Here is a 22094-nt window from a genome sequence, read left to right as displayed (position 1 = left end):
CCAATTCAGTCGTTCTGGCCTCAGCAACGTTTCCTTGCGGGTTTGATACTGATAGCGTTTGTTGGCATTGCCGTCTTGCCTGATTCGCATTGTCGAGCTCAGCAAGCTGAACAGCAGGATGGTGAACGCTCCAAAGGTTTTAAAGAGCCGCTGAAAGTCGTCTTTGTTTATGCAGACCAAAAACGTGCGGCGCAAGAATTCGCCAAGCTGCTGAAGCTGCGGCGGATTGATACGCAGATTCTGCCAGCCTACGACCTGGACGAGCAGGTATTCGCTGGGAAAGATCTGATCATTATCGGCGCGGACACGACTCCCGTTTGGGGATTCAATGCCGCCGACGATGTGATTAAAAACGCCAAACTTCCCATTCTGGCGATGGGCGGCGGCGGCCAACAACTATTGAGCGAGTTGGGAATGCAACTCGGCAACCTGAATGTCAATCGTGGGGAGCTGACCACGATTCAGCCTGTCGTGGAAGCCATCTTCTGGGACAGTTTTCGCCCGCAGCCAACCGAGAAAGGCACTCACGACTGTTTTACAAAGTCCCGCCAAATCAGCATCCAACACTCGGGAGCCAATGCAAGTCTCATCCCGATTGGTCACGAAGTGAGCCGAGATGATCACTATCTTTTGATCGCTGAAAAACCGTTCTACCTGTTCTGGGGATTTGACGCGGCGCCGGATCAGATGACGGGGACCGGCAAGGAACTTTTGCCATGGGCATGTTACTACACAGTCGCCATGAAAAAGTTTCCGGAACGCGCGTTCGCAAAGAAGAGTGAAGTTCAACATCAAAGATCGAAAGACAGTGAATAGCAAACTCGCCGACGCACATCACAACCACGATCAACTCACTAGCACCACAAAGAAACACACGATCCGGGAGCAACAGTTAGTCATGATCCAACGAGTTATTTTACCGACGGCAGTGTTTGTGGCGCTTGCCGCATTTGGCGCAGCCATTTACTCAACACCGAACTTAGTTGGCGTTGCTTTAGGTGCGAGTCTGATGTTCGTTATCCTTGCACTGGGCTACCTGGCAAGTTGGATCGTGAACTACCTCCAAGCCAAAAAATGAGCATCCGACTGATGAAAACGGCCGTCGCAACGTTGGCATTCTGCGTCATGGCAGGTTGCCAGCTTTCACAACCAACCGAAAAGATGCTTCCGATCCGGTGGATTCGTATTGAGGTCGCCGAAGGCCAGCAAGACTCTGACGCCATTTTGACCGAGCGAGATTTCAATGAGTTCAGAGCCAGCATTCCAACCGCACAGAAAGCAGTTCCTGAACGCCGGACCGATGCAGCGATATCCATCGGCGACACAACACGGCAGGTGCAAATTTGTGCGACGTTGTTGGACGCGCAAGATCTGCTCACTGATGCACGAGCCGAACTTTCCAGTGGACGCTTCTTCAGCATCGAAGACGCGAAAAATAGTCATGCCGTGATTGTGATCTCGCAAACGATGGCCGACGAGCTGTTTGCGGGGGCAGAGGCAATAGGCAAAACGGTTTTACTGAACAATCGTGAATTCAAGATCATTGGTGTTGTGGGGAAACCGAAAGTCACCCGTCATGGAGTGGCTCTTGCGGATATCTACATGGACCTGAATCCACATCTGGAGCCTTCGACGATTCAACCCGTTCCCAGCCCCGGAGACCTGCCGCCCACATTACCACTCGATCGGATCTGGATCAAAGTCGGCGACCTGGGCGAGGTCACGCCGACGAAGAAAATCATCCGAAACGTGCTGGCTCGCAATCATCCAGGGATTCAATATTCCATCCTTGCTGAGCATGACATGGTTTTGGGGCAATGAGATTGAGTCGTTGATGAAGTGTGCTGTCGAAACGTATCGTTGCATGCGAGCGCATTCGTCTCGATCCCCTGACACCGATGGCCCTGGATGCCGATCACTCACGCTTCACCGGCTCACACGATACGCCGGGCGATTAGAAACATTGCCCGATCCTTTGCCCAACCGCCTGGAGTGTTTCCTACGCAGGGTAGACACGTATTGGTGGACTTCTTCGTCTTCCGTCGAGAACTGAAGACGTTGCTCAATATATCAGAACACACCGAAACAATGCCAAAACTGACTAACAAAAAGAAGAATCGGCGGTTCGCTGAATCGTTCACCGGTGCGATTTTCGGTGTAATTATCGGCGAGATGGCAAGGCAGATGGTTCAATACGATCAAGTCCCGATCTGGCGCGTGTTGATTCTGACTTCGGCCGCCTTGGTGGGAGGGTTTGTCATCGCCTCCTCGATTCACAGCTCCAGGCAGCATGCCGCGATTAAGAAACACTCGCATGACAATAATCAGCAAGCTTAACGTGTGCGTTCTCGGTGCCGTGACGGCAGTCTTGCTGGAGTACGCCGGATCGCGGCGGCGGTCTGATCGCCCCAATTCGGGTGCATCCTATGATTACCTCGTCGCGATCGCGAATTAACATTGGATTTGCTCAAACATGTTTCACGTCATTCAATTAACAACCTGGATCCTGGCGACTGGACTGCGAAAGCAGTCGCTTCGCTTGGCTTTTTCCGTCGCCGCAGTTTCGCAGCTTTGTCTTTCAAACTATCGGTTCGGAGCGTCGGACTTCACAGAAGCCGAAATGATCTCAAGCGTTTGCGTAACAGTGCTTGGGATCGCCATTGGCTCCGGCATTCGGCGACATGCGAAGATGCAATCCGAAGACGAAACCACTCGCCCGGAGGCAACGAATGACTGGGACAGATGATTCGTTGTTCCTCGACGATACTGCGCCGCTCTCGGATGACGAGAAGACCGACGCGAATGATGGGCACGACGAAACCCACTTTGGGCATTGGTACGATGGGCTGCCCGAAGCCTTGGGCGTGCTCTCAGCGATCGTGTTCCCGCTGACGACAGCCGCGCTGCTGCACATGACCATCGAATCATTCGAGCGTCGAGATATTCTCTGGCTTCTGTTCCTCGGATTCCCCGTCAGTCCGGTCGTCATCCTCTCCTTCATCGGGATGAAGCTTGGCTTTCGATCGTATCCGCGAGCGAAAGTCGCCCTGGTGATCGTACAAATTCCATCGTGTTTGATCGCTTTTTTCTTTTTGCGTTGGTTGGTGGCAAGTTGAATTTCGCGTCTATCGGCTTTAGCAGCCTACAACTGCGTTTGTTGTGCGCTGCCGCGACCACACGAGTTTTTCCAGATCGACCAGCAGGTCAGGCCCGCGGTCGATTCGGTTCAATCAAGTAAATTCGTCAAGAATCTCCGTCATCTCCACCTTTCGTTCCCGCCTGAATCAGTAGGCTGATTAGGTTGCTGCGTAGCGTTTCCGTTCTCATTGAAGAGTCATGACCAGTCCATCGGAATCCCAATTCCTCGACGATCCCGAGTTCCAATCGCTGTTGGTTGGTTGTCTGGAGTCGCTCGAGCGGGGCGAGACCATCGACCGGGACGCATTAGTCAAAGACTTTCCCAAGTTCGCCGAGGAGATTGGTCGGTTTCTCAATGATCGGCAATTGCTCGAGCAAGTGGCATCAGACTTTGGTGACGTCCCACCATCGCGTGTTGCTATTTCCGCCTATGAGAACACGATGGATTCGGTATCCGGCCCCAAGGACTTCAAACAGGGAGAGTCGATTCGGTACATCGGTGAGTATGAAATCATCGAAGAGATTGCCCGTGGTGGCATGGGCGTGGTGTTCAAGGCGCGTCAGCAAAAACTAGGGCGAACCGTTGCTCTGAAAATGATCCTGGCCGGTCGACTGGCGGGAGCAAGTGATGTCGAACGGTTCTATCGCGAGGCTCGGGCAGCCGGTCGTCTTCAGCATCCTCACATTGTTACGATTCACGAAGTCGGCGAGCATGATGGTCATCACTACATCGCCATGGACTATATCAACGGGCATGGCCTTTCGGAAGAAGTTCGGGATCAGACGCTGTCGCCCATTCACGCCGCCACGCTCGTGCGGCAGGTGGCTGAGGCCGTCCATTTCGCTCATCAACAGGGTACGCTCCATCGAGACCTGAAGCCGGCCAATATCTTGGTCGACGCGGAGAATCAGACGCACGTGACGGACTTTGGATTGGCCAAAATACTTGAGGACGAAAAGGGCGGCGCAGGTGAGGAGGAGTTGACCGCTAGCGGTCAAATTTTGGGAACGCCTGGCTACATGTCGCCGGAACAGGCCGCAGCCCGACAAAACCTCGTTGGCCCCGCCGCGGATGTCTACGCGCTCGGCGCCGTGCTTTACGCGTGCCTCACCGGTCGCGCGCCATTTGTCGCCGACTCCGCAGTCGACACACTGTTGCAGGTCATTCACAAGGAACCGGTATGGCCAGCGACCCTGAATCCCAACGTGCCCAAGGACCTGGAGACGATTTGTTTAAAGTGCCTCGAGAAAGAACCGCACAAGCGGTACGGAACAGCCGCGCTGCTGGCGGATGATCTGAGCAACTTTCTGGATGGTCGCCCCGTGCGGGCTCGGCCTATCGGTCGCGTGCAACGAGGCTGGCGATGGTGTCGGCGGAATCCACTGGTCGCGTCGCTGTTGAGTTTGCTCGGCCTGTCGCTGGTCATTGGTCTTGCCGTTTCCAGCTCGCTCGCCATCCTCGCAGAGAGTCGCGCTCGCGAAGAAGCAAGACAGAGGGGCATCGCCGAAGAGGCTTCGCAGAGGTCCGCGTCACTCCAACTCCAGGCCGAAGCACTGGCGGCCGAAGCCACGGCCGCTCAGGAACACTCCGAGCGACAGGTGTATGCAATGCGGATTGGCGACGCGTTTCAAAGCCTGCAGTCCAACCGAACACGTTCGGCTTGGTCCGCATTGGATGGTTGTCGCTGGGACCTGCGCGGTTGGGAGCACGATTTTATTCATACACAACTCACGCGAGGTCGCGCGTTGCGAGGCCACACGCGTGCCGTCAAGTTCGTCACTTTCGCTGATGAAGGCCGGCAACTGATCAGCGCGGCCACCGACAAAACACTGCGGAGATGGGATGTCGCCGAGGGGCGACTCATGACGACCACCACGACCAAACTAAGTTTGTCGGCCGCGGCAGCCAATCTGTCGTCCGAAACAATTGCCATTGGCGACCGCAGCATGGTGGAGCTCTGGAATGGAGCGGAGATGAAGCGTGTGATGGCAACCGCCAGCAAGCGGAAGCTGCGTGCCGATGCCCTGGCGCTCAGTCACGACGGAACGCGGCTGGCCGTGGCCACAAGATGGCCTGAAGGCAAGGTTCAGTGGTGCGACACCGCGACCGGCGAGCCGCTTTGGAGTCAAGCCACTGATGTCGGTGCGCTCACGACGTGCATCTCGCCGGATGGCAAGCAGGTCGCTGCCGGACTGCAGAATGGCCAGGTGCTAGTCTGGTCCGCCGAGACGGGCGAGGAGCAGCTTCGGCTGGAGGCCGGTCAGCAAGCGATTCATGCCCTACGGTTCGACTTCAAAGGCGAGCGTCTCGTGACGGCAGGTGCTGACGGATTGATTCGTGTCTGGGATATTGATTTGGGCCGCATGCTGCGAGTCATGACGGGCCATGTCGATGATGTGCGGACGTTAGCGATCAGTCGCAACGATCAGGTGTTGGTCAGTGGTGGCGACGACGGTACCGTGCGGACCTGGGATCTAGCGACGGGCGAACCCAGGACGCTGCATCGAGGCCATCTCGGCGCCGTTTTAAGTGTTGACATCTCACCTGATCAACAACTTGTGGCCAGCGGCGGCGATGATGGTGTCGTGCGGCTCTGGCCCGCGCAGCCCGAGCCCTATGAAGTGCAGCGAGACGAGCCTGTCGGCCAGATCGCGATCAGCAGTGACGGTGGTCGCTTGGCGGTCGACGGGCCGGAGGGATCGGTCGAGGTTTGGGAGCGGCGAAGGCACGTGCGGCTCTGCAAATTCAACGCTCATCTGAACACGATCTGGAGCATGGCATTCAGTCCCGATGGCAAGCGGCTCGCTACTGTCGGGGGCTACACGGGCAAAGACGGCATCGTTCGTCTCTGGGACGCCGAAACGGGCAACGAGCTGATGACCCTCAAGGGACATCGGGTCACCGTGAAGTCAGTGGCTTGGAGCACGGACGGCCGATGGATCGCAAGCGGCGGAGGCGCGTATCGACGACGCCCCGACGAAGACGCCGTGCGGCCAGGCGAGTGGCGAATTTGGAATGCAACGACCGGCGACCAGCGTCTCGTCGTCAGCGACATCGACGGCCGTGTGAACGGCATTGCGTTCAGCCCCGACGGCAAATCTGTCGCCACGGGGGGACGACAGGTCCAACTATGGTCCGCAGAGACTGGCAAGCAAATCTTCGCCAACGAACACCGCGTCCGACCGACAGCCGAAAACGTGAGCGTCGCCATCGCCTTCAGTCCTGATGGCGCCCAACTTGCCAGTGCCAGCCACCATGGCGGCTTGCAGATCTGGGACGCGCGCAGCGGAAAGTCGCTTGCTGTACTCGACGGGCATGGCCGGCCCACCACCTCGGTGCTGTTCGGACCACGAGGGCGACGACTCTTCAGCAGCTCACGCGATCGGACGGTGCGAGTATGGGATGCGACGAACGGACTTCAACTCCTGACCCTAACCGGTCATCAAGACGAGATACAGTCGCTGGCGTTGTCGACCAACGGCACGCTGCTCAGTGGCAGCAAAGACGGCACCGTGCGATCATGGGTGGTGAGTCGACCTCAGCAGTTTCTGCCCTTGCCCGGCTACGCCGACGGCGAGCTCGGAGTGACGTTGGATCGATCCCGCACGCGGTTGGCGACCTACGGCGATGACGCGCCGATCATGATTTGGGATTTAACGACGGGGCGACAACTGGAGCAGGCGAATTTTCAAACGGCGAGAAACGCGCGCGCCGTCTTTTACGATCAGGGGCTGACGGTCGCGTGGGCCCAGGGACCATGGGATGGCGTCGATCAGCTCTATCTGCAGTCAATGACCGATGAGCAACGAACCGTCTTGGGCGAGGTGGAGTCGAAGGTCCGCTCGCTCGACTTAAGTCGCGACGCAACGCTGCTTGCGTGCGGTCTCGAGGAAGGCGAGGTTCAGTTGTTCAATGTGAAGACTAGCCAGCGGAGGACGCTGTCGTCGAAGATGTCCCCCGCGGTCAAGTTGGAATTCAGCCATGACCGCAAGCTGCTAGCAGTCGGACGGGAAGATGGCACCGTCCAATGTTGGCGGTTGACTAGCGAAATATTCAAGTCGGAGGCCGAAGCGAGCGCCGCAATCACCGTCATACCGCAAGCGACCACTGCAGACGATGAAGTGACAGATTCGAACCCGTCCACAGCAAAATCAAGCGACCTCGATGATCAATCCGCGGTAGTTGCCCTGTGTTTTTCGCCCAATGAGTCGCGTTTGGCAATCGCATTTTCGGGTGGCGTGGTTGAAGTGCGCGACATCAAGTCGGGTGCGTTGATCTTCCGGCGAGAATTGGCCAACTTGCTGGTTCATCACGTGGCCTTCTCGCCAAGCGGCTCAAGACTCGCATGCTCCACCGAACAAGGCGAGATTCATGTGCTGGAAACGGCCGACGGCACGAGTCTTGATACTCTGCAAGGCCATCATGGTCCGGTGTTCGCCGCTGTGTATGACAACGATGGAGTGCTACACAGCGTGGCTGGCGACGGTCGCCAAGAGTTCCGTGGCAGCCTCAGCTTCTACATGCTAGACGAGCTCATCACAAGGGCGGAGTACCGCAAGTGGAGCGGTATGGAAAACAACGGATCGCAACCGTGACCCCACCACACGACAACGTATGTCTCACCGTTGAAATTGAAGACAGTGCGAGTTCGGATCCATCAGTTGAGGCAGGGCCCGGAAACGAGAATTGAAGAAATCGCTCGATAGCTCGGAACACAAGAAAACGAATGTCAAGAATAAACGACGCAATGAGGAAGCGGCGGGTCGCCCGCTAACTGACACGCCCGAAGCACTTGGAGTCGCTCGATGGGTCCTGTTCGGTCTCGAATCGTTGGTGCGGTCCTCGCGATCCTGATTGCCTACTGAGTCGTAGCGGTCCAGTGCGAGTAATCGCTTAGACCCGAGCCGCACAATCGGCGAGACCCGCAACTCCTCGCGACATAGCCCATGTTATCGGACGCTGAAGGCTTGCGTGATCGTCACGATCACTACGAACTGAATCGTGACTGCAGAAGAGCAGAGGAGGCGTGCGACTGCCTTGCTAGGAATTCCGATCGGCTGCACAAGCGGCGTGTTACCTTCTCGCAAATGCTTGGCTGGCGGCGAGACAAGACTCCAACCACTGTGCTTCACTTGGGTTGAGCGTCAACTTTCCAGTGATGCCATCGGTCACATTGATGGGTGTGTTCCAGCCGATGTCGCCTCCGCGCAGAATCGCAATGCCCGTTGCCCGATCTCGTGTAAATACCCATTGCTCACCGAACAGATTCTCAAAGTAGCCGATGTACTGATCTGCCTGTGCGTCATCAATGATTGGTGGATCGCCTGATCCAGGAACGTGATGATTACTGATTTTCAACAGTGGTTCGGACATCGCAAAGAGTTCCCTCAGTTCACCTAGAATGCATGGGTCGTTCATTCATAGCAAGAACTAACGCGTTGTCGTCACGATTGCCTCTCGCTTCTATCGAACGTAGCGATACATTCGATGGCAAGCAAGCTGATCGAAGTGGATGCATTCCACTTTTCAGATAGTCGTTCGTCTCAAGCTCGTCCATCAAAACAAGCGGCGCTCAAAGCGAAGCAAACCGCATGCAGAGACTCACTAAAAATGGCTAACGCCGGCGAGTGCCAGCCCGCTTCAATCCTTTGGCGACAAAGTCGAACGCGTCGGCCGGTTTGTAGTCTTCGAGAACATCGAAAAAGCAAGCGAGAACACGTTTGGTTTCTGCGACGTTGATCTTGACGCCCTGAGTGTCTGCCTTGCGAGAAACCTGGTCGTAGATGTCGTTGAGCGTCAATGCCTTTTTTTTGGTCGCTGCCTTTGCTTTCTTCTTTGCCATGACGAGTCTGTCCTTGCTGGAGTGGGTAGAGCGAATTCCTAGCAAGTGTTTTAACCGTCGAAAGGCATGATGAAAATGCAGGTCACGCTCGACGAGAACTGACTGTCATCTACGATGCGAAGAGATCGTGTTCACATTATCTATTGGCTCACACCCATTCTCCGCTTGACGAAGTATCGCTACCACCTGGTTCGTCTCCGGGCTCGGGCGTGCCCGGATGTCCGGGCGGCATGTTGTCTGGCCACCAGAATCCAGGCGGCAAATGGTATGGGTGGTCGGGCGGAAGACGCGGCCAGACGTGCCGCGGCGGCGGGACGAGTACTTCGGTCGAGCCTTCGGGTTCAGGCGGCCACGGCCAATCCTCGGGCCACCAATCGGGACGCTCGTCGTTCTCTGAGGCAGAGGTATCGTCATCAGTGCTTGAGCCTTCAGGCGGATCGGTGGGTGGCGGCATTGGTGGTGATGGACTGCCAGCCGGATCGAATGGTGGAACGAATGGGTGCCATGACGGCGGACCGTCGCCACTGAATGAACCAGGTGGACGTCTCATTGAATCTCACTCCTTTGAGTCGGGTCGGGATGTTTGAACGGAACACGCTTGCTAGGACAAAGTCCGCATTGAGGAATCGCTTTGGTTTCAAGGAACGACCGCAATTCATCGTCGCTGGCGTTCGGGGGGCATGCCTTGAGGCGACGGCGCAGCCGACGAGGCAGTCCAGCCAGTGGTTGTTGGGCTGTTCAGGTCGAGCTTTCCATTCGTCGACAGTCCGACCGCGGCGCTCGGTTTTGATGAAGTACTCGGCGGTGACTTACTCGGCGAACATGGGGTGTTGGTTGGGGCGATCACCACAGACGAAGAGGCAGTACAACAAAAATCGCAACGATGAGCCCCGCAACCGTGGCGGAAGGTTCAGAATTTCGAGCCTACCATGCTTGAGTTTGGTCGCTGTCTAGCGAAATTTCTCCGGAGTCGGCCGCCGGGGCACCGAACAGAATCGTGAAAAGTCGCTTCGGTGTGAGGCACCGACGGCATTTTCTGGGAAAAGTTCAAGCTGGCGGCTGGTCCAACTTCGCTGACTGAGCGATGGTTTGGCAACGCTCGACAATAGCGGCAAAACGGCTGTTCAGGAGATCTTACTCCCGCCATCATCTCAACCTCAGTCGCCGCCGTGGTCTGCTATCTCTGAATGCCGCTCTCAGCCGCCACGCACTGTCGAGGCGGCGAGGGAAGACTCGCGATGTCCGACGTGGCGAATCAGGCACAGACGGACATATAGCGGTTGCGGTGGGGAGTAATCCGTTGCTCGATGGCAGTATCCAATCGTCGGAAGTCGCGGCCGATCGTGAATGAGCGGCGTGGCACTTACTCCACCGACTTCACCTAATTCGCTGCTAATGGCCAATGCAGCAACTGTAGCATCGACAGCGTCCGGCGTTGTACGATGTGATAATTAAAGGGAGAAAGCTGATGGCGAATGCCGGTGATATCAAGTGCATGGGACATAGAGACCAATGAATGAACATCAAAGTTCCGTGACCGGATCGTCGATGCTTCGCCGGCTTCCCGGACAGTTGCTTCAACGCAATCCTTTCGCTGGTAGCATTGTTCCTGTGCGGATTCCGACGTGGGTGTGTCGCGGGAGACCCTGTTTGCCGTTCCCGCACCTTTGGAACTACCGCAATCCGCTGCAGATTCTTCAGAGCTGCCACTGGAACGCTGATGATTTGGAGGGTGACGGAAGACATTCACGCTATCTCGACGTCTTGGGATTCCCACCGGTCCTGATCACCCGCGATCCGGCACTGATTCGGGCCATTTCCAAAGAAACCGGCGATCGCGACGGCCAATTCGAGCGAGATACGATTCTTGCAACGGGGATCGCCAAGGGGACGGGCTACGACATGCTGCTGTACGCAAACGGACCTCAATGGCGCCGTCAGCGTAAGCTTGCTGCCGCGCCGTTTGGAAAGACATCGCTGTTTCAGCCGGAGCGTTTTCAGGAGTTTGAACAGACATTCCGTGAAACCGTTCGCAAACGCTTAAAGAAGCTGTACGAGCGGATCCAACAAACCGGGTCGAATGTTCACGTCGCTTTGGAAACCGAAATCAAGCCCATCATGCTTGAGTTGCTTTCCCATAACTTTTTCGGAGCCGAAGTCTCCTACCAGCAGATCGTGGAGCGTTACGTCCCTGCGTTGGATCGCGTGATCGACCGTATGGTCGGCGATACCGTTATCAAGCTGGGCGTCCCCTACCGAGAACTTCCGAGGTTCTTTCCAGGTGTCGCTGCAGCGAGAGAGGATTACCGTATATTCAATGAGCTGGTGGATCTTGTTTTGGAAGGGCGACATGCCGGCCGTGGCCTGTGGGAACGGTTCAAATCCGATGCTCCAGACGATGCATTGAGGAGCAATCTGCGGCTCGTTCTTGCTGGCGCTTTGGAAGCGACGACGTCATTGGCAAGTTGGGCGATCTCCCACCTCGCTCGTAACCAGGAGGCCCAACAGAGAGCTTTCCAAGAGATCCAGCAGGCTGAACGCTATACACCCGAGCTGCTCGAGGGCGCAACCTACTTTCGTCGAGTCTTGGAAGAAACGCTTCGCTTGACCCCACCTCTCTACTTCCTGCCGCGACGAGCACCGACAAAGATTCGTGTCGAACTTCCGGACGGGCGAGACTTGGTTGTTCCCCCCGGTGCCTACGTTTTGTTGGATCACTGGAATGCAAACCGTCACGAAGATCATTGGGGAGTTGAATCGACCGGTTATCCGGCGATGGCATTTGCACCGGAACGCTGGGAGTGGTTGGCCGAACACCAGCGAAGTTCGAAGGAGTTTCTTCATTTTGGTTTTGGGCACGGCCCTCGTGTTTGCCCTGGAAAACACCTAGGCGAACTTGAAGTCGCGTTGGTCGTCGGGGCGTTCATCAGGCTGTTTCGCTTTTCTGCCCAAAGCCCGGACAACCCAGCCGTCGCGGGCATTTCGACAAAACCTGCCGATGGGGCGTTGGTAAAACTCGAGCTTCGAGACGACGCTCCAATCAGCGATCGCCGAATCTTCGATGCAATTCGAGGATCCGGCTGTCCGCATTCTAATCAAGGGTTGAATGACCACGCATGAGTGTCGGGTTGCGAACTGTTCGGCTTACTGACTGTAGCCATATAGTTCGAAGACCCATTCAAACCGGCTGAGGACCTGTTGCTTCAATTCACGGTCCACTGTGTAATCGTTTTTGCGATAGCCTCGAATGGACTTGACGTGCTCGCCAATCGCGGGAAATGCTTCGTCCCATGTCGATAGCTGCAGTTCTTCGTAGACGCGACGTGTCTGTTCAAGCGGATCGAGTTCGAGGTCTTCGAACCGCATCTCGCAGAGCTGATTGGCTGGGATGGTCTGTTTGGTCTGTTCATAACGACGGATACATCGTTCGTACAATTCAAGCGTATCTTTTAAGGCTGTCTGGCCGTGTGGCGGTTCCAGCGAATTGCTCGCCAACATCGTGCGGCGTAAATGCAGCGTCGAACGGATGACAGCGTAGGGATCTCGGAAGAGGTAGATGAACTTCGCTTCCGGAAACAGGTTCAACAGCGTTGGGATTCGAAACGTGTGAGTCGGGGACTTGAGGAGAACGGGTTTGTCGTCGCGAAGCTGTAGCTTTTTCAGTAACGTCAAGAACGACTGCTCCCAACGACGCATCTCTTTGTCGGTCCATCGTTCGGGCTCAAGAAAACGTTCGTAAAGTTCAAAGCGATCCTGAAACGCGGCCATCAAGTAAGGTGAGACACAACAGTCCACCGCGACCGCCATTTCATCTTCCATCGGTACGTTCCAGCCTAGTGGCATATTATCCATCGGACGCGTCTTCGGCAGACACCAAGACGTTAGTGGCGCGACGATGGGTTCGGTCAACAGAAAGTGTCCCGGACACATGCTCTGATAAAGATTGAGGTATGAGAAACTCGTATCGAGTGCCATCAAGTTGTGAAGAAGGGTGGTGCCACTTCGCCAATGGCCCAGGATGAAGAGAGGGGGATGTCGTATAGAACTGTTGCGAATTCTGCGCCCATTGATGGCGGATTCAGCCACATTTTCAAGCGAGTTGACGACACTCATGGCGGCAATCGAGAACCAACGCGGCAGGTAAGACCATGCCAATCGAGGCTGGCAGCGAAGGACCCGACAAAGTCCGTTGAAGGTCAGGCCGTGCCACATGCAAAAGGACGTTTGCATTTCAGATCCAACACTTTCTCACAGCTCGGCATTTGGTTTGGTCGGCCACCCAGCCAGCCGCGGATTGAGTGCGTGATTTCGTTCACAGCAGGAAACGGACCTGGGCATGATTTGGCCCGCTCGCTGGCTGAAGCCGTGAACTTCGCGACCTGATCGCCGATGAAGTAAAGAGCCGCCCTCAAGCGTCGGTCCGGGTTTGTAAAGTACGGGAAACGCAACTGAAACGCAAACTACGAAGGGTGCAAAACTCAGCGAACCGCGCGCCGCAGCGGTAATCTGACACGAATGTCCCATAATCTCCTGATCGCCGGCGTTAGGCAGTGCCTCGTCGCGGCGTGTTTCTCACCTTGAAGACGGGCGTGGAGATGTCGCCACACCGGTACGCCCGCCGAACTCAATGCGACGCGTTATGCAAACGTCACCGTTTTAAGGGACTCCCCATGCACAACGGATAGAAAAGGGCGTCTCTTAAGAATCACCGCGTTGATCGTTATGTCGCTAACGGCCTCACCAATTCGTTCACCCAAAACGCGGAGGTCTGCATCGACCGAACTGAGCTCGTTCGGGGTGAAACTCGCTTCGGTGCCTTCAGAATTCGGGCACCGACGCGCCGAAATGGTCCTCACCGAAAGTGCTCCGGCTTCATCGACCGTTAGCTATTCGCCCAAGAACTTCCGTTGGTAGCAAAGGCACTCGCCCTCGATTCCGTGTAGCAGAGCCATGAAAGCGGATGTCTCGGGACTGATCCACTTTCGGACGGTTGCTTTGCACGCGTCGCGCGTTCCTTTTAGGTGCTTCTGGAACTTGCAATAGCGTCCAACTGCTGATGGAAAACCTGTTGGCATCTGAAGAGCCTTTCACATTGCCGTCGACTACTTCCGGTAGGCGCCGCTCTCCAGTGCAGAATTCGACACTGCCACGCGCTCCAAAGACTAATTGCCGCGAACATTGGGAATGAAAGAATGTCTGTACTCTTGTGACTGCGGACTCCTGGCGAAGGAGGGGGGCGAGCACTAACATCAGGAAGTCATTACCGGATTGGTGAACCTGCCGATGATTTCTGGGAGCACGGTGTGGAAGCGACCATTCGCTTGAGAACTATGAATAAATTCGACAAGGTACTACTCGAACGCGGTTGGATTCGCGATGAGCAAATTGCGGCGGACAAGGCCGGGAATCAATCGCATGCTTTTCTAGCTCGGCGAGTAACCGATCCTGAAGATGGGTTTGGCTATATCCTCAAGAAACTTCGGCGTCAAAACGTTGCTGACCGACGGGCGATGTTCTGCGCGGAGATACGGGCTATGGGTCTGCTTGACCATCCAGGCGTCCTGCCTGTCGAGGATACAAATGCGGAAGACTACGAGTCCTCCGAGGATTTGTACCTGATCACCCGGAGGGTCATGGGGCATGATCTGGAAGATTTTGTGGCGCAAGGCCTGGTATTTGAAGAAGCACTTCAATTGACGATCGGTGTTCTCGACATAATCAAGCACTGCCACAGTCGGGGTATTGTCCATCGTGACATAAAACCGTGCCATGTCTTCGCCGACGCGGGTGAATACGAATCACCCGTGCTGATTGATTTTGGGCTGGCGTACATAGACGATAACCAGCCAAGCGGCGCCACAACCGTAATCGGTCAACGTAAGGGAAATCGATTTCTGGTCGGGCCAGAGCACTCACCCGGAACATCTTTGACCACTCGCAACGATACTACTGACATATGCCAATGTGTGGGCTTGCTTTTCTATGCTTTGACCGGCGATGAACCTGGAATCCTCCTGGACGAGATTGGGCAAAAGCCGCACGAGCGCGCCCGTGCTAAACTCGATTCGGGCATCGATAAATGGAAACGCGAAACCCTAGAGCAAATTTTCGACAAGGGATTTGAGTGGCACCCCGATAGACGATGGGCGAGCGCGGACGTGCTCTTGGAACAAGTGCGTCATTTGCTTAACGCCTCAGTAAGTCCTGATGAGCGACTCAAGCTAGAAACAGAGGAACTCGTTCGACAATCCCAGATTCAGGCGAAACTTGACGTTCATAATCAAGGAAAAGACATGTCGAAGAAATTGCTCGATCTTGTCGAACGCATTCTGGTTCCAATTGCGGAAGGGTCTGCGTCTATTTTAAAGGTTGACACAACCGATAGGGCGCTCGACTTTTCATTTCCAGCTGATAATGAAGGTATGGCGCAAAAGACGATTTCGTTTCGGCATAGACACGGTCAGGCTGGCGGCCTTTCGTTATCGGTGAGAACGGCAATCGAGGACTCTTGCTTCGTCGTCACCTTGCAGCCGTATACCGGCGCGTCAATCATCTTTCCGAATGATCAGCCCGTTGAACTGGGCCGCTGGCAAATTGGGGACAGAGGCTTTCTTGATCAAGCACGTTCGCCGCTTCAGCAGAATCTACTTGCCGCCATTGATGAGCTTCTTCGTAAGGGATGATCTGATGTCACTGTTGGGTGCGTTCCGGGGTTCCCAACCATGTTCGGCGTTGATGAGCGGTGGGTGAGAGCGGTCGAAAATTGGACATCGCAATCTGTTTTTCAACTGCGCTCCGGTGGCCGACGCCGAAGTTTCCGCCTTCGATCCACCGGTCGATGAAACCGGAGCACTTTCGGTGAGGGCCGTTTCGGCGCTTCGGTGTCCGGATTCTGAAGATACCGACGCGATTCCTGCCACGAGCTAGCCCGCCTCGGCCGATGCATCCAAATGCACAGGGCAGCACTGACTAGCATTGAACCAAAGGGCGTATGCGAACCCTTGGAACCAAAATTCATATCGTACACTTCATTGGTTCGGGATGGAGAACAGGTCAGCTGGTAAAATGTCGGCTCGCTACGAGACTCAGCACGCCGCATAAGCGTTCTTTCTGTTTCTAAGAGGGTGTTCAACGATGGATTCTAGATTCCTTTCGATCGCATGGCGACTGAACCAGGGCTACGTCCTGACTCCGTTCTTCTTTTCATTCTTTTTCCTTTTTCCGGTTTTCCGACTTGCTGCTGCGCCGTTGGATGACGAGTCGGTGAAACCGTTAACTGAACTTCATTTCGGAACGACGCAGGGGCGAACGCAACCGATCTTTAGTCCTGATGGTTCTCTCCTGGCAACGTCTCGCAGGTTGAATTATGGAACAACTCTTAACTCAGTCATAAGACGCGGAGTGGATTTGATCATTTGGGATGTTGAAACTGGAGATGCGAAAGCGAAAATCGCGGATGGGTGGTTGGGTTTCGCATTCAATAACAGCGGTAGCGTGCTGGCGGTTTGGACAGATCAGGAGGTCAGCATTCTAGATCCGGAATCAGGAAATCGTCTGGCAACGCTGGTTCATCGTGATGTCGAACACGCACAGTTTCTGCTGCAGGCAGAGCTATTGGTTACACAGACACGGGGCAGAGAGCAGCTTGATCTTGTTCCGTCAGAACTGCGATTTTGGAACACCAAGACTTGGGAGCGAGTTGAGACAAAAATCGACCGCTCCATGCCACTGATTAGTCCTACCGTTTCGGCCGATGGAAAATATGTTGCTGGGTACAAGCCGGCGCCACAGAACGTGAAGAATGGGACATCACAGTTGAAACTATGGGAAGTTGAAACGGGTCGAGAGCTGCCGATCCCAAAGTTGTTACCAGATTCGCTTCGCACGGCTTCTACTGGCTGGTCTGGTCCTCTTATCGGATTCACACGCGACGGTAAATCGCTCTTCGTATCTCACGTATGTTGGGAAATCGAAGCTGCCAAATTGAAACCAATTTCCAACTCTTTCGATCTCGAACGCGACGTGAGTTGGTTCAGCTTGTACGTTCACCCTAGATTACATTCCCAGCATTCAAAAAAGCGGGCGAGGATCATCGAGGGCAAGATATTTGTCTGGGATTCGCACGAAGGCGAACCAATTGCCAAATTTATCAATCCCGTGAAGGAACAGCCTGTCAATACGGTTCCACAATTGAATTTTCGTCACTCGATTCAGAGCCTTCCCTGGGTCTTTGACAATGCGTTGGGCTTCACGACCAAAGACGAATATGTTGTTTCTCGCACGGTTGACATTTGGGAAACAGCGAATGGCAAGATAGCTCGGTCGATCGCCCTCGACGAACCCGACTTGCAACTTGGCGGGAAGCACTGGAAAGTCGATTCGACGTCACCGCTGGTACGCGTCGCGAAAGATGGCAAGACAATCGTTGTACTGGAAGCTGGGAGGAACGATCTTCAGAAGCAACGTAGCTGCCGCATAGCGGCATACGATTTTGCAACAGGCAAGCGTCAATACCAGTTGAGTGGTCACAATCATTTTGTTTCTTCTCTATGCCTATCGCCCGATAGTCGCCTGATTGCTACGGGGTCGGGAGCAATCCAACAGTGGGATGCAAAGACCGGCGAAGTCAAACTTTGGGATCTTAAAACGGGGGAACTCGTCCGCACGATCATTGATCAAGGTGGCAAAGTTCTCTGTTTGGCATTTGATAGTCGAGGGGAACATCTTGCGATTGGCCGCATTGTCAGCCAATCCGGCCCGGAGGTCGGTTTGTGGGAGGTCTCGACTGGAACCAAATTATTGAGCCTGCAGCTACCGCCCTCGAATGCCGTTGTTCGTTCGCCATCTGAAAATAAGTACGAAAAGCGCCAGAGCTCGCTTAGTTCGCCATCTGAAAGTCCATACGGAAAGCACCAGAACACGCTTAGTAAGCCGCACAGCCTGGCATTTTCTTCCGATGACAAACTACTTGCCGTTGGCGGAAATGCCCAATTGTCACTTTGGAATATGCCAAACGGCGAATTTCGATCCATCGATCGAATCTACGGCCCCGTTCACCAACTTCAGTTTTCCAAGGATGGAGAAAAATTGTATCTCGGGACAAATCACTTGTACGAAGTTCGAGTCTCCGAGCTAAGAGGCCGGGGAGACTCAGCAGATCAATTAACACGACCTTCAGCAGACCGCTCCGAGGTGATTTCCCGCTACTGGAAGTTTGTACTTCAACCCTCAGCAAAACAAGTGTTTCGACCAACGGACGTCGTGTTGATCAGCGGTGAGTTTGCGATGATTGCATCGGACCGGTTGATTGCCAGCTGCCCAGCAAGCTTTCACACCATTAATGGGGAGATATCACTTTGGGACGTGGAAAACAAGGAACTTCTCGAAGTATTCAACCACAATGGTGTGCGAAGCGTCGATTTCACACCGGACAGTCAGTTGGTGACCGGGAGCATCCGGCCAGAGCGTTTCACTACGACGATTCTCGATCCAGAAACCGGACGTCTTGTGGTGCGTTTGGGCCATTCGAGAGGTGCGTCAATTCAATTCAGTCCCGAGGGCGAAGTGGTTGCCGTGCTTAGAATGGTGCCTCGATCAACGAAACTGATCCGCCATCATCGCGGTTATTTACAAGCCGAGAGAACGTCTTCGGTGGCCGGAATTGATCTTTGGGACACTCGCACCGGGCGGATGCTTGGAGTGCTATCTCATGAAGCAGCAACCGGCTTTCATTTCTCGCCCGACGGAAAGATCTTAGCGAGTGTGGGACCAAAGAGCATTAAGTTATGGCAAGTCAGCGAATTTACACACGGCGCCGCAGATTAAGTTGTCGCTTCTGCTTTGTGATGGCGCATAGCCTGCTGCTGATCACTGAGCTAGACCTCGCGCCCGATCAAAACATGACAAGCAATCCAAATCCTTACGAACCAGGACGAGTTCCGGACGAAAACCGCAGAGTCGATCCGGTCGAAGGTCCCGCGGTGCTTCATCGTGGACTCGGCGCGATAGTTGGATCGCTCTATGGCAGCTGCCTGGTTCCATTTCTCGCAGTAATGCTGATCGCCATCGCAATCAAGTCAGGCCTTTTGGATTGGTTCGGCATCCAAGGCGGGTTCATGGAGCTCGGGATAGTCTTTCTTCCCGTCTGTGGGTTGTCAGGAGGAACTTTGAGTGGCTTGATTTGTGGAGCGACGAGAGGACAACGCCTCCTGGTGGCTCTCGCAGTCGCGTTGATAGCGCCTGTGATTTGGCTCATCTATGGAGCCCTGATCAGTACCGATGCGAAGCAAACCATCTTTATCGCTTTCACAGTATTGTTGAGCGCGATCGGTAGCACTCTTGCCTGTCACTTGCTCATCGCTTGGATCGTCCGCAAGCGCCGCGCGGTCGTCGAATCGTTGCAAGCCGAGGGTAGTGCGTCGCCGGGGCTGGCTGCCGCAGGTTTCCAGACTTTTATCACGGTTTGCATTGTTGCCGCCTTAGTAACCACCTTCATTGCGGCAGGCCAAATAGCGGGGTTTCTTGCCGGCATCACGGCAGGTGGCGGCATCGTTGGCATGTTGAGCGGACTGCACCTGCTTTCCGCCTATCCAAATCGAACCCGCATTGGCATCCTGACAACCATCGTTTGCGTCTTCGCCGTATTGATTCCAATCTTCCTGCAAATCTACCAGTGAACCCAAGGAATTTGCGTGTTTCAGAAATTTTGAAAACAACGAACGTCATCTGGCGTCCAGCACACCGGCTGAATGACATGACGGCAACCGTAAGCGTTAAACTGCGTCAGTCATTCCTTCTCCACCGCTCAGCAAGTTCGCATCCGCAATTTGCCTTTGTTGGTTTGGCGATCCATACGAAATCTTGTGCGAGAGCGCTGCGTACTGCTGCTTTGGGGCTCTGCACAACAACTAAACTGTTTTCGTCGATTCGTGAAGGCTGAAAGTTCATGACCGCTGTTTCTCGAACCGAGACGAAAAGACCGCTTAGCGTACCGCTGGTACCGCGAGCTTATCTAATCGCCGTTTGGTTGTGGCTGTTGGTGTGCTTGTTGTTTCCGACTTGGACCGGCAAGAGTCATCGCTACGACATCTGATCCGAAGTTCACTTCGCGAATCTCACAGCCGCCAGAACGGGAAGCACAATTGCAAGGAACTGAGCTGAATAAAAAACGGTGTTTCGCATGGTGCAACGATAGGCGACTTTTATTTGAGGTCGCCCGATACTCCGCGGCTGGTGATTCAGTTGGGTAAAATCGAACTAGTCCTCAATCAAGCGAAGCTTGATTTTCGTCTTAATTAAGAAACTCGAAAACCCTCGGCGTTTTACGCGTGTATTGGAGGTTACCAAGACTTCAATCCACGCACGCAAACGAGGGTTCCGAGTGAACGCCAAAGTACGCCGACAGTTGCGAAAACGCAACCAGAGAATTCGACAACGCATCGACAAATGCGAAGGCATTTTTCAGTCTCCTGCGATCCGACCCACTGCCACCAAGTTTGAATTGAGCGAAAGAACACAGGCTATTTCGTGCGGTGGTATCGGTCTCATCATGCAGATTGTCAAGCAACTTGACCTGCGAAAGCACATCAATGAAGCCGCATCGGTGTTCAAGATGAACCTGCCCTATGATGAAGCGGACCACGTCTTCAATATCGCGATGAATTTGCTCGCTGGTGGAACCTGCTTGGAACACATCGAGCTTCGTCGAACCGACGAAGCCTATCTGAACGCTTTGGGAGCTCAGAGGATTCCGGATCCAACGACCGCTGGAGATTTCTGCCGACGGTTTGATTCGTTCAAAATCATGCAGTTGATGCAGGGGATCAACCGAGCTCGTCTGAAAGTCTGGAAGCAACAACCCGATGAGTTCCTCGATCAAGCGACAATCGAAGCCGATGGCACGATGGTGGAAACCTACGGTGAGAAGAAGCAAGGCATCGGTATCAATCACAAAGGTCAGTGGGGTTACCATCCGTTGGTCATCACGCTCGCCGAGACACAAGAGCTTCTTTATCTCGCCAATCGAAGCGGCAATCGTCCTTCCCACGAGAACTCCGCAATGTACTTCAACTCAGCGATTGAGTTGTGCAAGGAAGCTGGTTTTCGCAAAATCCGGCTGCGAGGTGACACCGACTTCTCGTCAACAACGCACTTGGATCATTGGGATCGCGAGGGCGTGACGTTTGTGCTGGGTTACGATGCGAACAAAACACTTGTCGGGATTGCCGATTTACTGCCGCAATCGGCGTGGAACACGCTTTCGCGTCAAAGACCCATGCCCGAGAACGGGCGAGCCAAACGCCCCAATTACAAAGAGCGAATTGTGGTTGCCAACGAATATGAAAACCAAATTCTGCAAGGCGAGAGCTACGCGGAATTCGACTACCAGCCTGTCGCCTGTAATCGCAAATACCGGATGGTCATTGTCCGGAAAGACATCAAGGTGATGCGTGGGCAGCAGCATCTTTTTGACACGCAGAAATACTTTTTCTACATCACCAACGAACAGGAGAAGGAGGTTTCCGCTCGCGAGGTGATTCGAAATGGAAACCAACGTTGCGATCAAGAGAACACGATCAGCCAGGGGAAGGCGTGTGGTGCGCTAAGTGCGCCGCTTGACACGCTGGAGAGCAACTGGGCGTACATGGTCATGGCTTCGCTGGCATGGACGCTGAAGTTATGGAGCGGGATGCTGGTTCGTGTCAAAGGCAACCCGAATCAGCGTCGAGTGCGTGCGGAGGTCAGACGCAAAGTCATTCGGATGGAATTCTCGACCTATCTGAACTCATTGATGCTGATCCCCGCTCAAGTGATCCGCAGCGCACGGCAATTAAAGCTACGCCTGTTAGCTTACCGCCCAAGCGTTGATTGTTTACTGACGCTCTCGGATCACATCGCGATGCCACTTCGATGCTGACATGCAATGCTCAATGAAGCCAAGGGCGTGGATGCTCTTGGTACCGCCGCTGGCCGCCCCACCCAGAAAGAAACTCACCATCATGCCCACTGACATCATTGAAAATCATTGCCAGCTCAAGCTGGGAGCTCGCCGCTCGCGCGCTCAGAACACGCCAGATTTCTGGGATAATGAATCAAGCGTTCGCTTGATTCAGG

Annotated in this window: 17 protein-coding genes; 13 read left to right on the top strand and 4 right to left on the bottom strand. The window is 54.6% G+C overall.

The genetic code is table 11. From position 1 onward, the window contains the following. The first annotated feature begins 75 nt into the window (after positions 1-75). The 7 genes from NB063_RS17065 to NB063_RS17035 all read left to right on the top strand — a co-directional run bounded on the left by NB063_RS17065 (position 76) and on the right by NB063_RS17035 (position 7734). Positions 76-816: a hypothetical protein gene (locus tag NB063_RS17065; RefSeq protein ID WP_250929958.1), complete on the top strand. Its 741-nt coding sequence runs from the start codon at positions 76-78 to the stop codon at positions 814-816. Then, positions 809-1078, top strand: coding sequence for a hypothetical protein (locus NB063_RS17060; protein ID WP_250929957.1), 270 nt, complete (start codon positions 809-811; stop codon positions 1076-1078). Before NB063_RS17065 ends, NB063_RS17060 begins: the two co-directional genes overlap by 8 nt. After that, positions 1075-1821, top strand: a complete 747-nt coding sequence (locus NB063_RS17055) for an ABC transporter permease (protein WP_250929956.1) — start codon at positions 1075-1077, stop codon at positions 1819-1821. The genes NB063_RS17060 and NB063_RS17055 overlap by 4 nt, the downstream gene beginning before the upstream one ends. 267 nt (positions 1822-2088) lie before the next feature. Beyond that, a complete protein-coding gene (locus NB063_RS17050; RefSeq protein ID WP_250929955.1) occupies positions 2089-2337 on the top strand; it encodes a hypothetical protein in 249 nt (82 codons plus the stop codon). Continuing rightward, complete coding sequence (locus NB063_RS17045) at positions 2315-2455, top strand: hypothetical protein (RefSeq protein WP_250929954.1); 141 nt, start codon at positions 2315-2317, stop codon at positions 2453-2455. The genes NB063_RS17050 and NB063_RS17045 overlap by 23 nt, the downstream gene beginning before the upstream one ends. A 274-nt stretch (positions 2456-2729) precedes the next feature. Then, entirely contained in the window at positions 2730-3116 is a 387-nt protein-coding gene (locus NB063_RS17040; protein WP_250929953.1) for a hypothetical protein, read from the top strand. A 220-nt stretch (positions 3117-3336) separates the two neighbouring features. Next, a complete protein-coding gene (locus NB063_RS17035; RefSeq protein ID WP_250929952.1) occupies positions 3337-7734 on the top strand; it encodes a protein kinase domain-containing protein in 4398 nt (1465 codons plus the stop codon). A 478-nt stretch (positions 7735-8212) separates the two neighbouring features. Here NB063_RS17035 and NB063_RS17030 read toward each other — a convergent pair whose 3' ends face one another. The 3 genes from NB063_RS17030 to NB063_RS17020 form a co-directional block, all read right to left on the bottom strand. Beyond that, on the bottom strand, positions 8213-8512 hold the full coding sequence (locus NB063_RS17030; RefSeq protein WP_250929951.1) for a hypothetical protein: 300 nt from the start codon (positions 8510-8512) through the stop codon (positions 8213-8215). 241 nt (positions 8513-8753) lie between these two features. Beyond that, the gene (locus tag NB063_RS17025) at positions 8754-8981 is read right to left on the bottom strand and encodes a hypothetical protein (protein WP_250929950.1); all 228 of its coding nucleotides are present in this window, start codon (positions 8979-8981) and stop codon (positions 8754-8756) included. A 148-nt stretch (positions 8982-9129) separates the two neighbouring features. Further along, entirely contained in the window at positions 9130-9531 is a 402-nt protein-coding gene (locus NB063_RS17020) for a hypothetical protein (RefSeq protein ID WP_250929949.1), read from the bottom strand. Positions 9532-10493: 962 nt separating this feature from the next. Here NB063_RS17020 and NB063_RS17015 point away from each other — a divergent pair. Further along, a complete protein-coding gene (locus tag NB063_RS17015; protein ID WP_250929948.1) occupies positions 10494-12101 on the top strand; it encodes a cytochrome P450 in 1608 nt (535 codons plus the stop codon). Positions 12102-12125: 24 nt separating this feature from the next. Here NB063_RS17015 and NB063_RS17010 read toward each other — a convergent pair whose 3' ends face one another. Further along, positions 12126-13211 (bottom strand): sulfotransferase family protein, encoded by a 1086-nt coding sequence (locus tag NB063_RS17010; protein WP_250929947.1) that lies wholly within the window; start codon positions 13209-13211, stop codon positions 12126-12128. 1100 nt (positions 13212-14311) lie between these two features. Between NB063_RS17010 and NB063_RS17005 the strand changes: the two genes are divergently transcribed. From NB063_RS17005 to NB063_RS16985, 5 genes are all read left to right on the top strand, one after another. Continuing rightward, positions 14312-15664, top strand: a complete 1353-nt coding sequence (locus NB063_RS17005; RefSeq protein ID WP_250929946.1) for a protein kinase domain-containing protein — start codon at positions 14312-14314, stop codon at positions 15662-15664. Positions 15665-16115: 451 nt separating this feature from the next. Further along, on the top strand, positions 16116-18806 hold the full coding sequence (locus NB063_RS17000) for a WD40 repeat domain-containing protein (RefSeq protein ID WP_250929945.1): 2691 nt from the start codon (positions 16116-16118) through the stop codon (positions 18804-18806). Positions 18807-18880: 74 nt separating this feature from the next. After that, positions 18881-19657: a hypothetical protein gene (locus NB063_RS16995; protein ID WP_250929944.1), complete on the top strand. Its 777-nt coding sequence runs from the start codon at positions 18881-18883 to the stop codon at positions 19655-19657. A 269-nt stretch (positions 19658-19926) separates the two neighbouring features. Beyond that, positions 19927-20073 (top strand): hypothetical protein, encoded by a 147-nt coding sequence (locus NB063_RS16990; protein ID WP_250929943.1) that lies wholly within the window; start codon positions 19927-19929, stop codon positions 20071-20073. A 288-nt stretch (positions 20074-20361) separates the two neighbouring features. After that, a complete protein-coding gene (locus NB063_RS16985; protein ID WP_250929942.1) occupies positions 20362-21897 on the top strand; it encodes an IS1380 family transposase in 1536 nt (511 codons plus the stop codon). The last annotated feature ends 197 nt before the right edge of the window (positions 21898-22094 follow it).

Origin of the sequence: Aporhodopirellula aestuarii, from assembly GCF_023701485.1 — a bacterium.
GTDB classification, from domain to species: Bacteria; Planctomycetota; Planctomycetia; order Pirellulales; family Pirellulaceae; genus Rhodopirellula; species Rhodopirellula aestuarii.
The sequence above is the reverse complement of the archived record's forward strand: the minus strand, read 5'-3'. Positions and strand labels throughout refer to the sequence as shown.

Excerpts from the sequence above, each read along its gene's own strand:
- NB063_RS17055 (WP_250929956.1), top strand. The coding sequence starts at position 1,075 with ATGAGCATCCGACTGATGAAAACGGCCGTCGCAACGTTGGCATTCTGC.
- NB063_RS17050 (WP_250929955.1), top strand. The coding sequence starts at position 2,089 with ATGCCAAAACTGACTAACAAAAAGAAGAATCGGCGGTTCGCTGAATCG.
- NB063_RS17045 (WP_250929954.1), top strand. The coding sequence starts at position 2,315 with ATGACAATAATCAGCAAGCTTAACGTGTGCGTTCTCGGTGCCGTGACG.
- NB063_RS17040 (WP_250929953.1), top strand. The coding sequence starts at position 2,730 with ATGACTGGGACAGATGATTCGTTGTTCCTCGACGATACTGCGCCGCTC.
- NB063_RS17035 (WP_250929952.1), top strand. The coding sequence starts at position 3,337 with ATGACCAGTCCATCGGAATCCCAATTCCTCGACGATCCCGAGTTCCAA.
- NB063_RS17030 (WP_250929951.1), bottom strand. The coding sequence starts at position 8,512 with ATGTCCGAACCACTGTTGAAAATCAGTAATCATCACGTTCCTGGATCA.
- NB063_RS17025 (WP_250929950.1), bottom strand. The coding sequence starts at position 8,981 with ATGGCAAAGAAGAAAGCAAAGGCAGCGACCAAAAAAAAGGCATTGACG.
- NB063_RS17020 (WP_250929949.1), bottom strand. The coding sequence starts at position 9,531 with ATGAGACGTCCACCTGGTTCATTCAGTGGCGACGGTCCGCCGTCATGG.
- NB063_RS17015 (WP_250929948.1), top strand. The coding sequence starts at position 10,494 with ATGAATGAACATCAAAGTTCCGTGACCGGATCGTCGATGCTTCGCCGG.
- NB063_RS17010 (WP_250929947.1), bottom strand. The coding sequence starts at position 13,211 with ATGCAAACGTCCTTTTGCATGTGGCACGGCCTGACCTTCAACGGACTT.
- NB063_RS17005 (WP_250929946.1), top strand. The coding sequence starts at position 14,312 with ATGAATAAATTCGACAAGGTACTACTCGAACGCGGTTGGATTCGCGAT.
- NB063_RS17000 (WP_250929945.1), top strand. The coding sequence starts at position 16,116 with ATGGATTCTAGATTCCTTTCGATCGCATGGCGACTGAACCAGGGCTAC.
- NB063_RS16995 (WP_250929944.1), top strand. The coding sequence starts at position 18,881 with ATGACAAGCAATCCAAATCCTTACGAACCAGGACGAGTTCCGGACGAA.
- NB063_RS16990 (WP_250929943.1), top strand. The coding sequence starts at position 19,927 with ATGACCGCTGTTTCTCGAACCGAGACGAAAAGACCGCTTAGCGTACCG.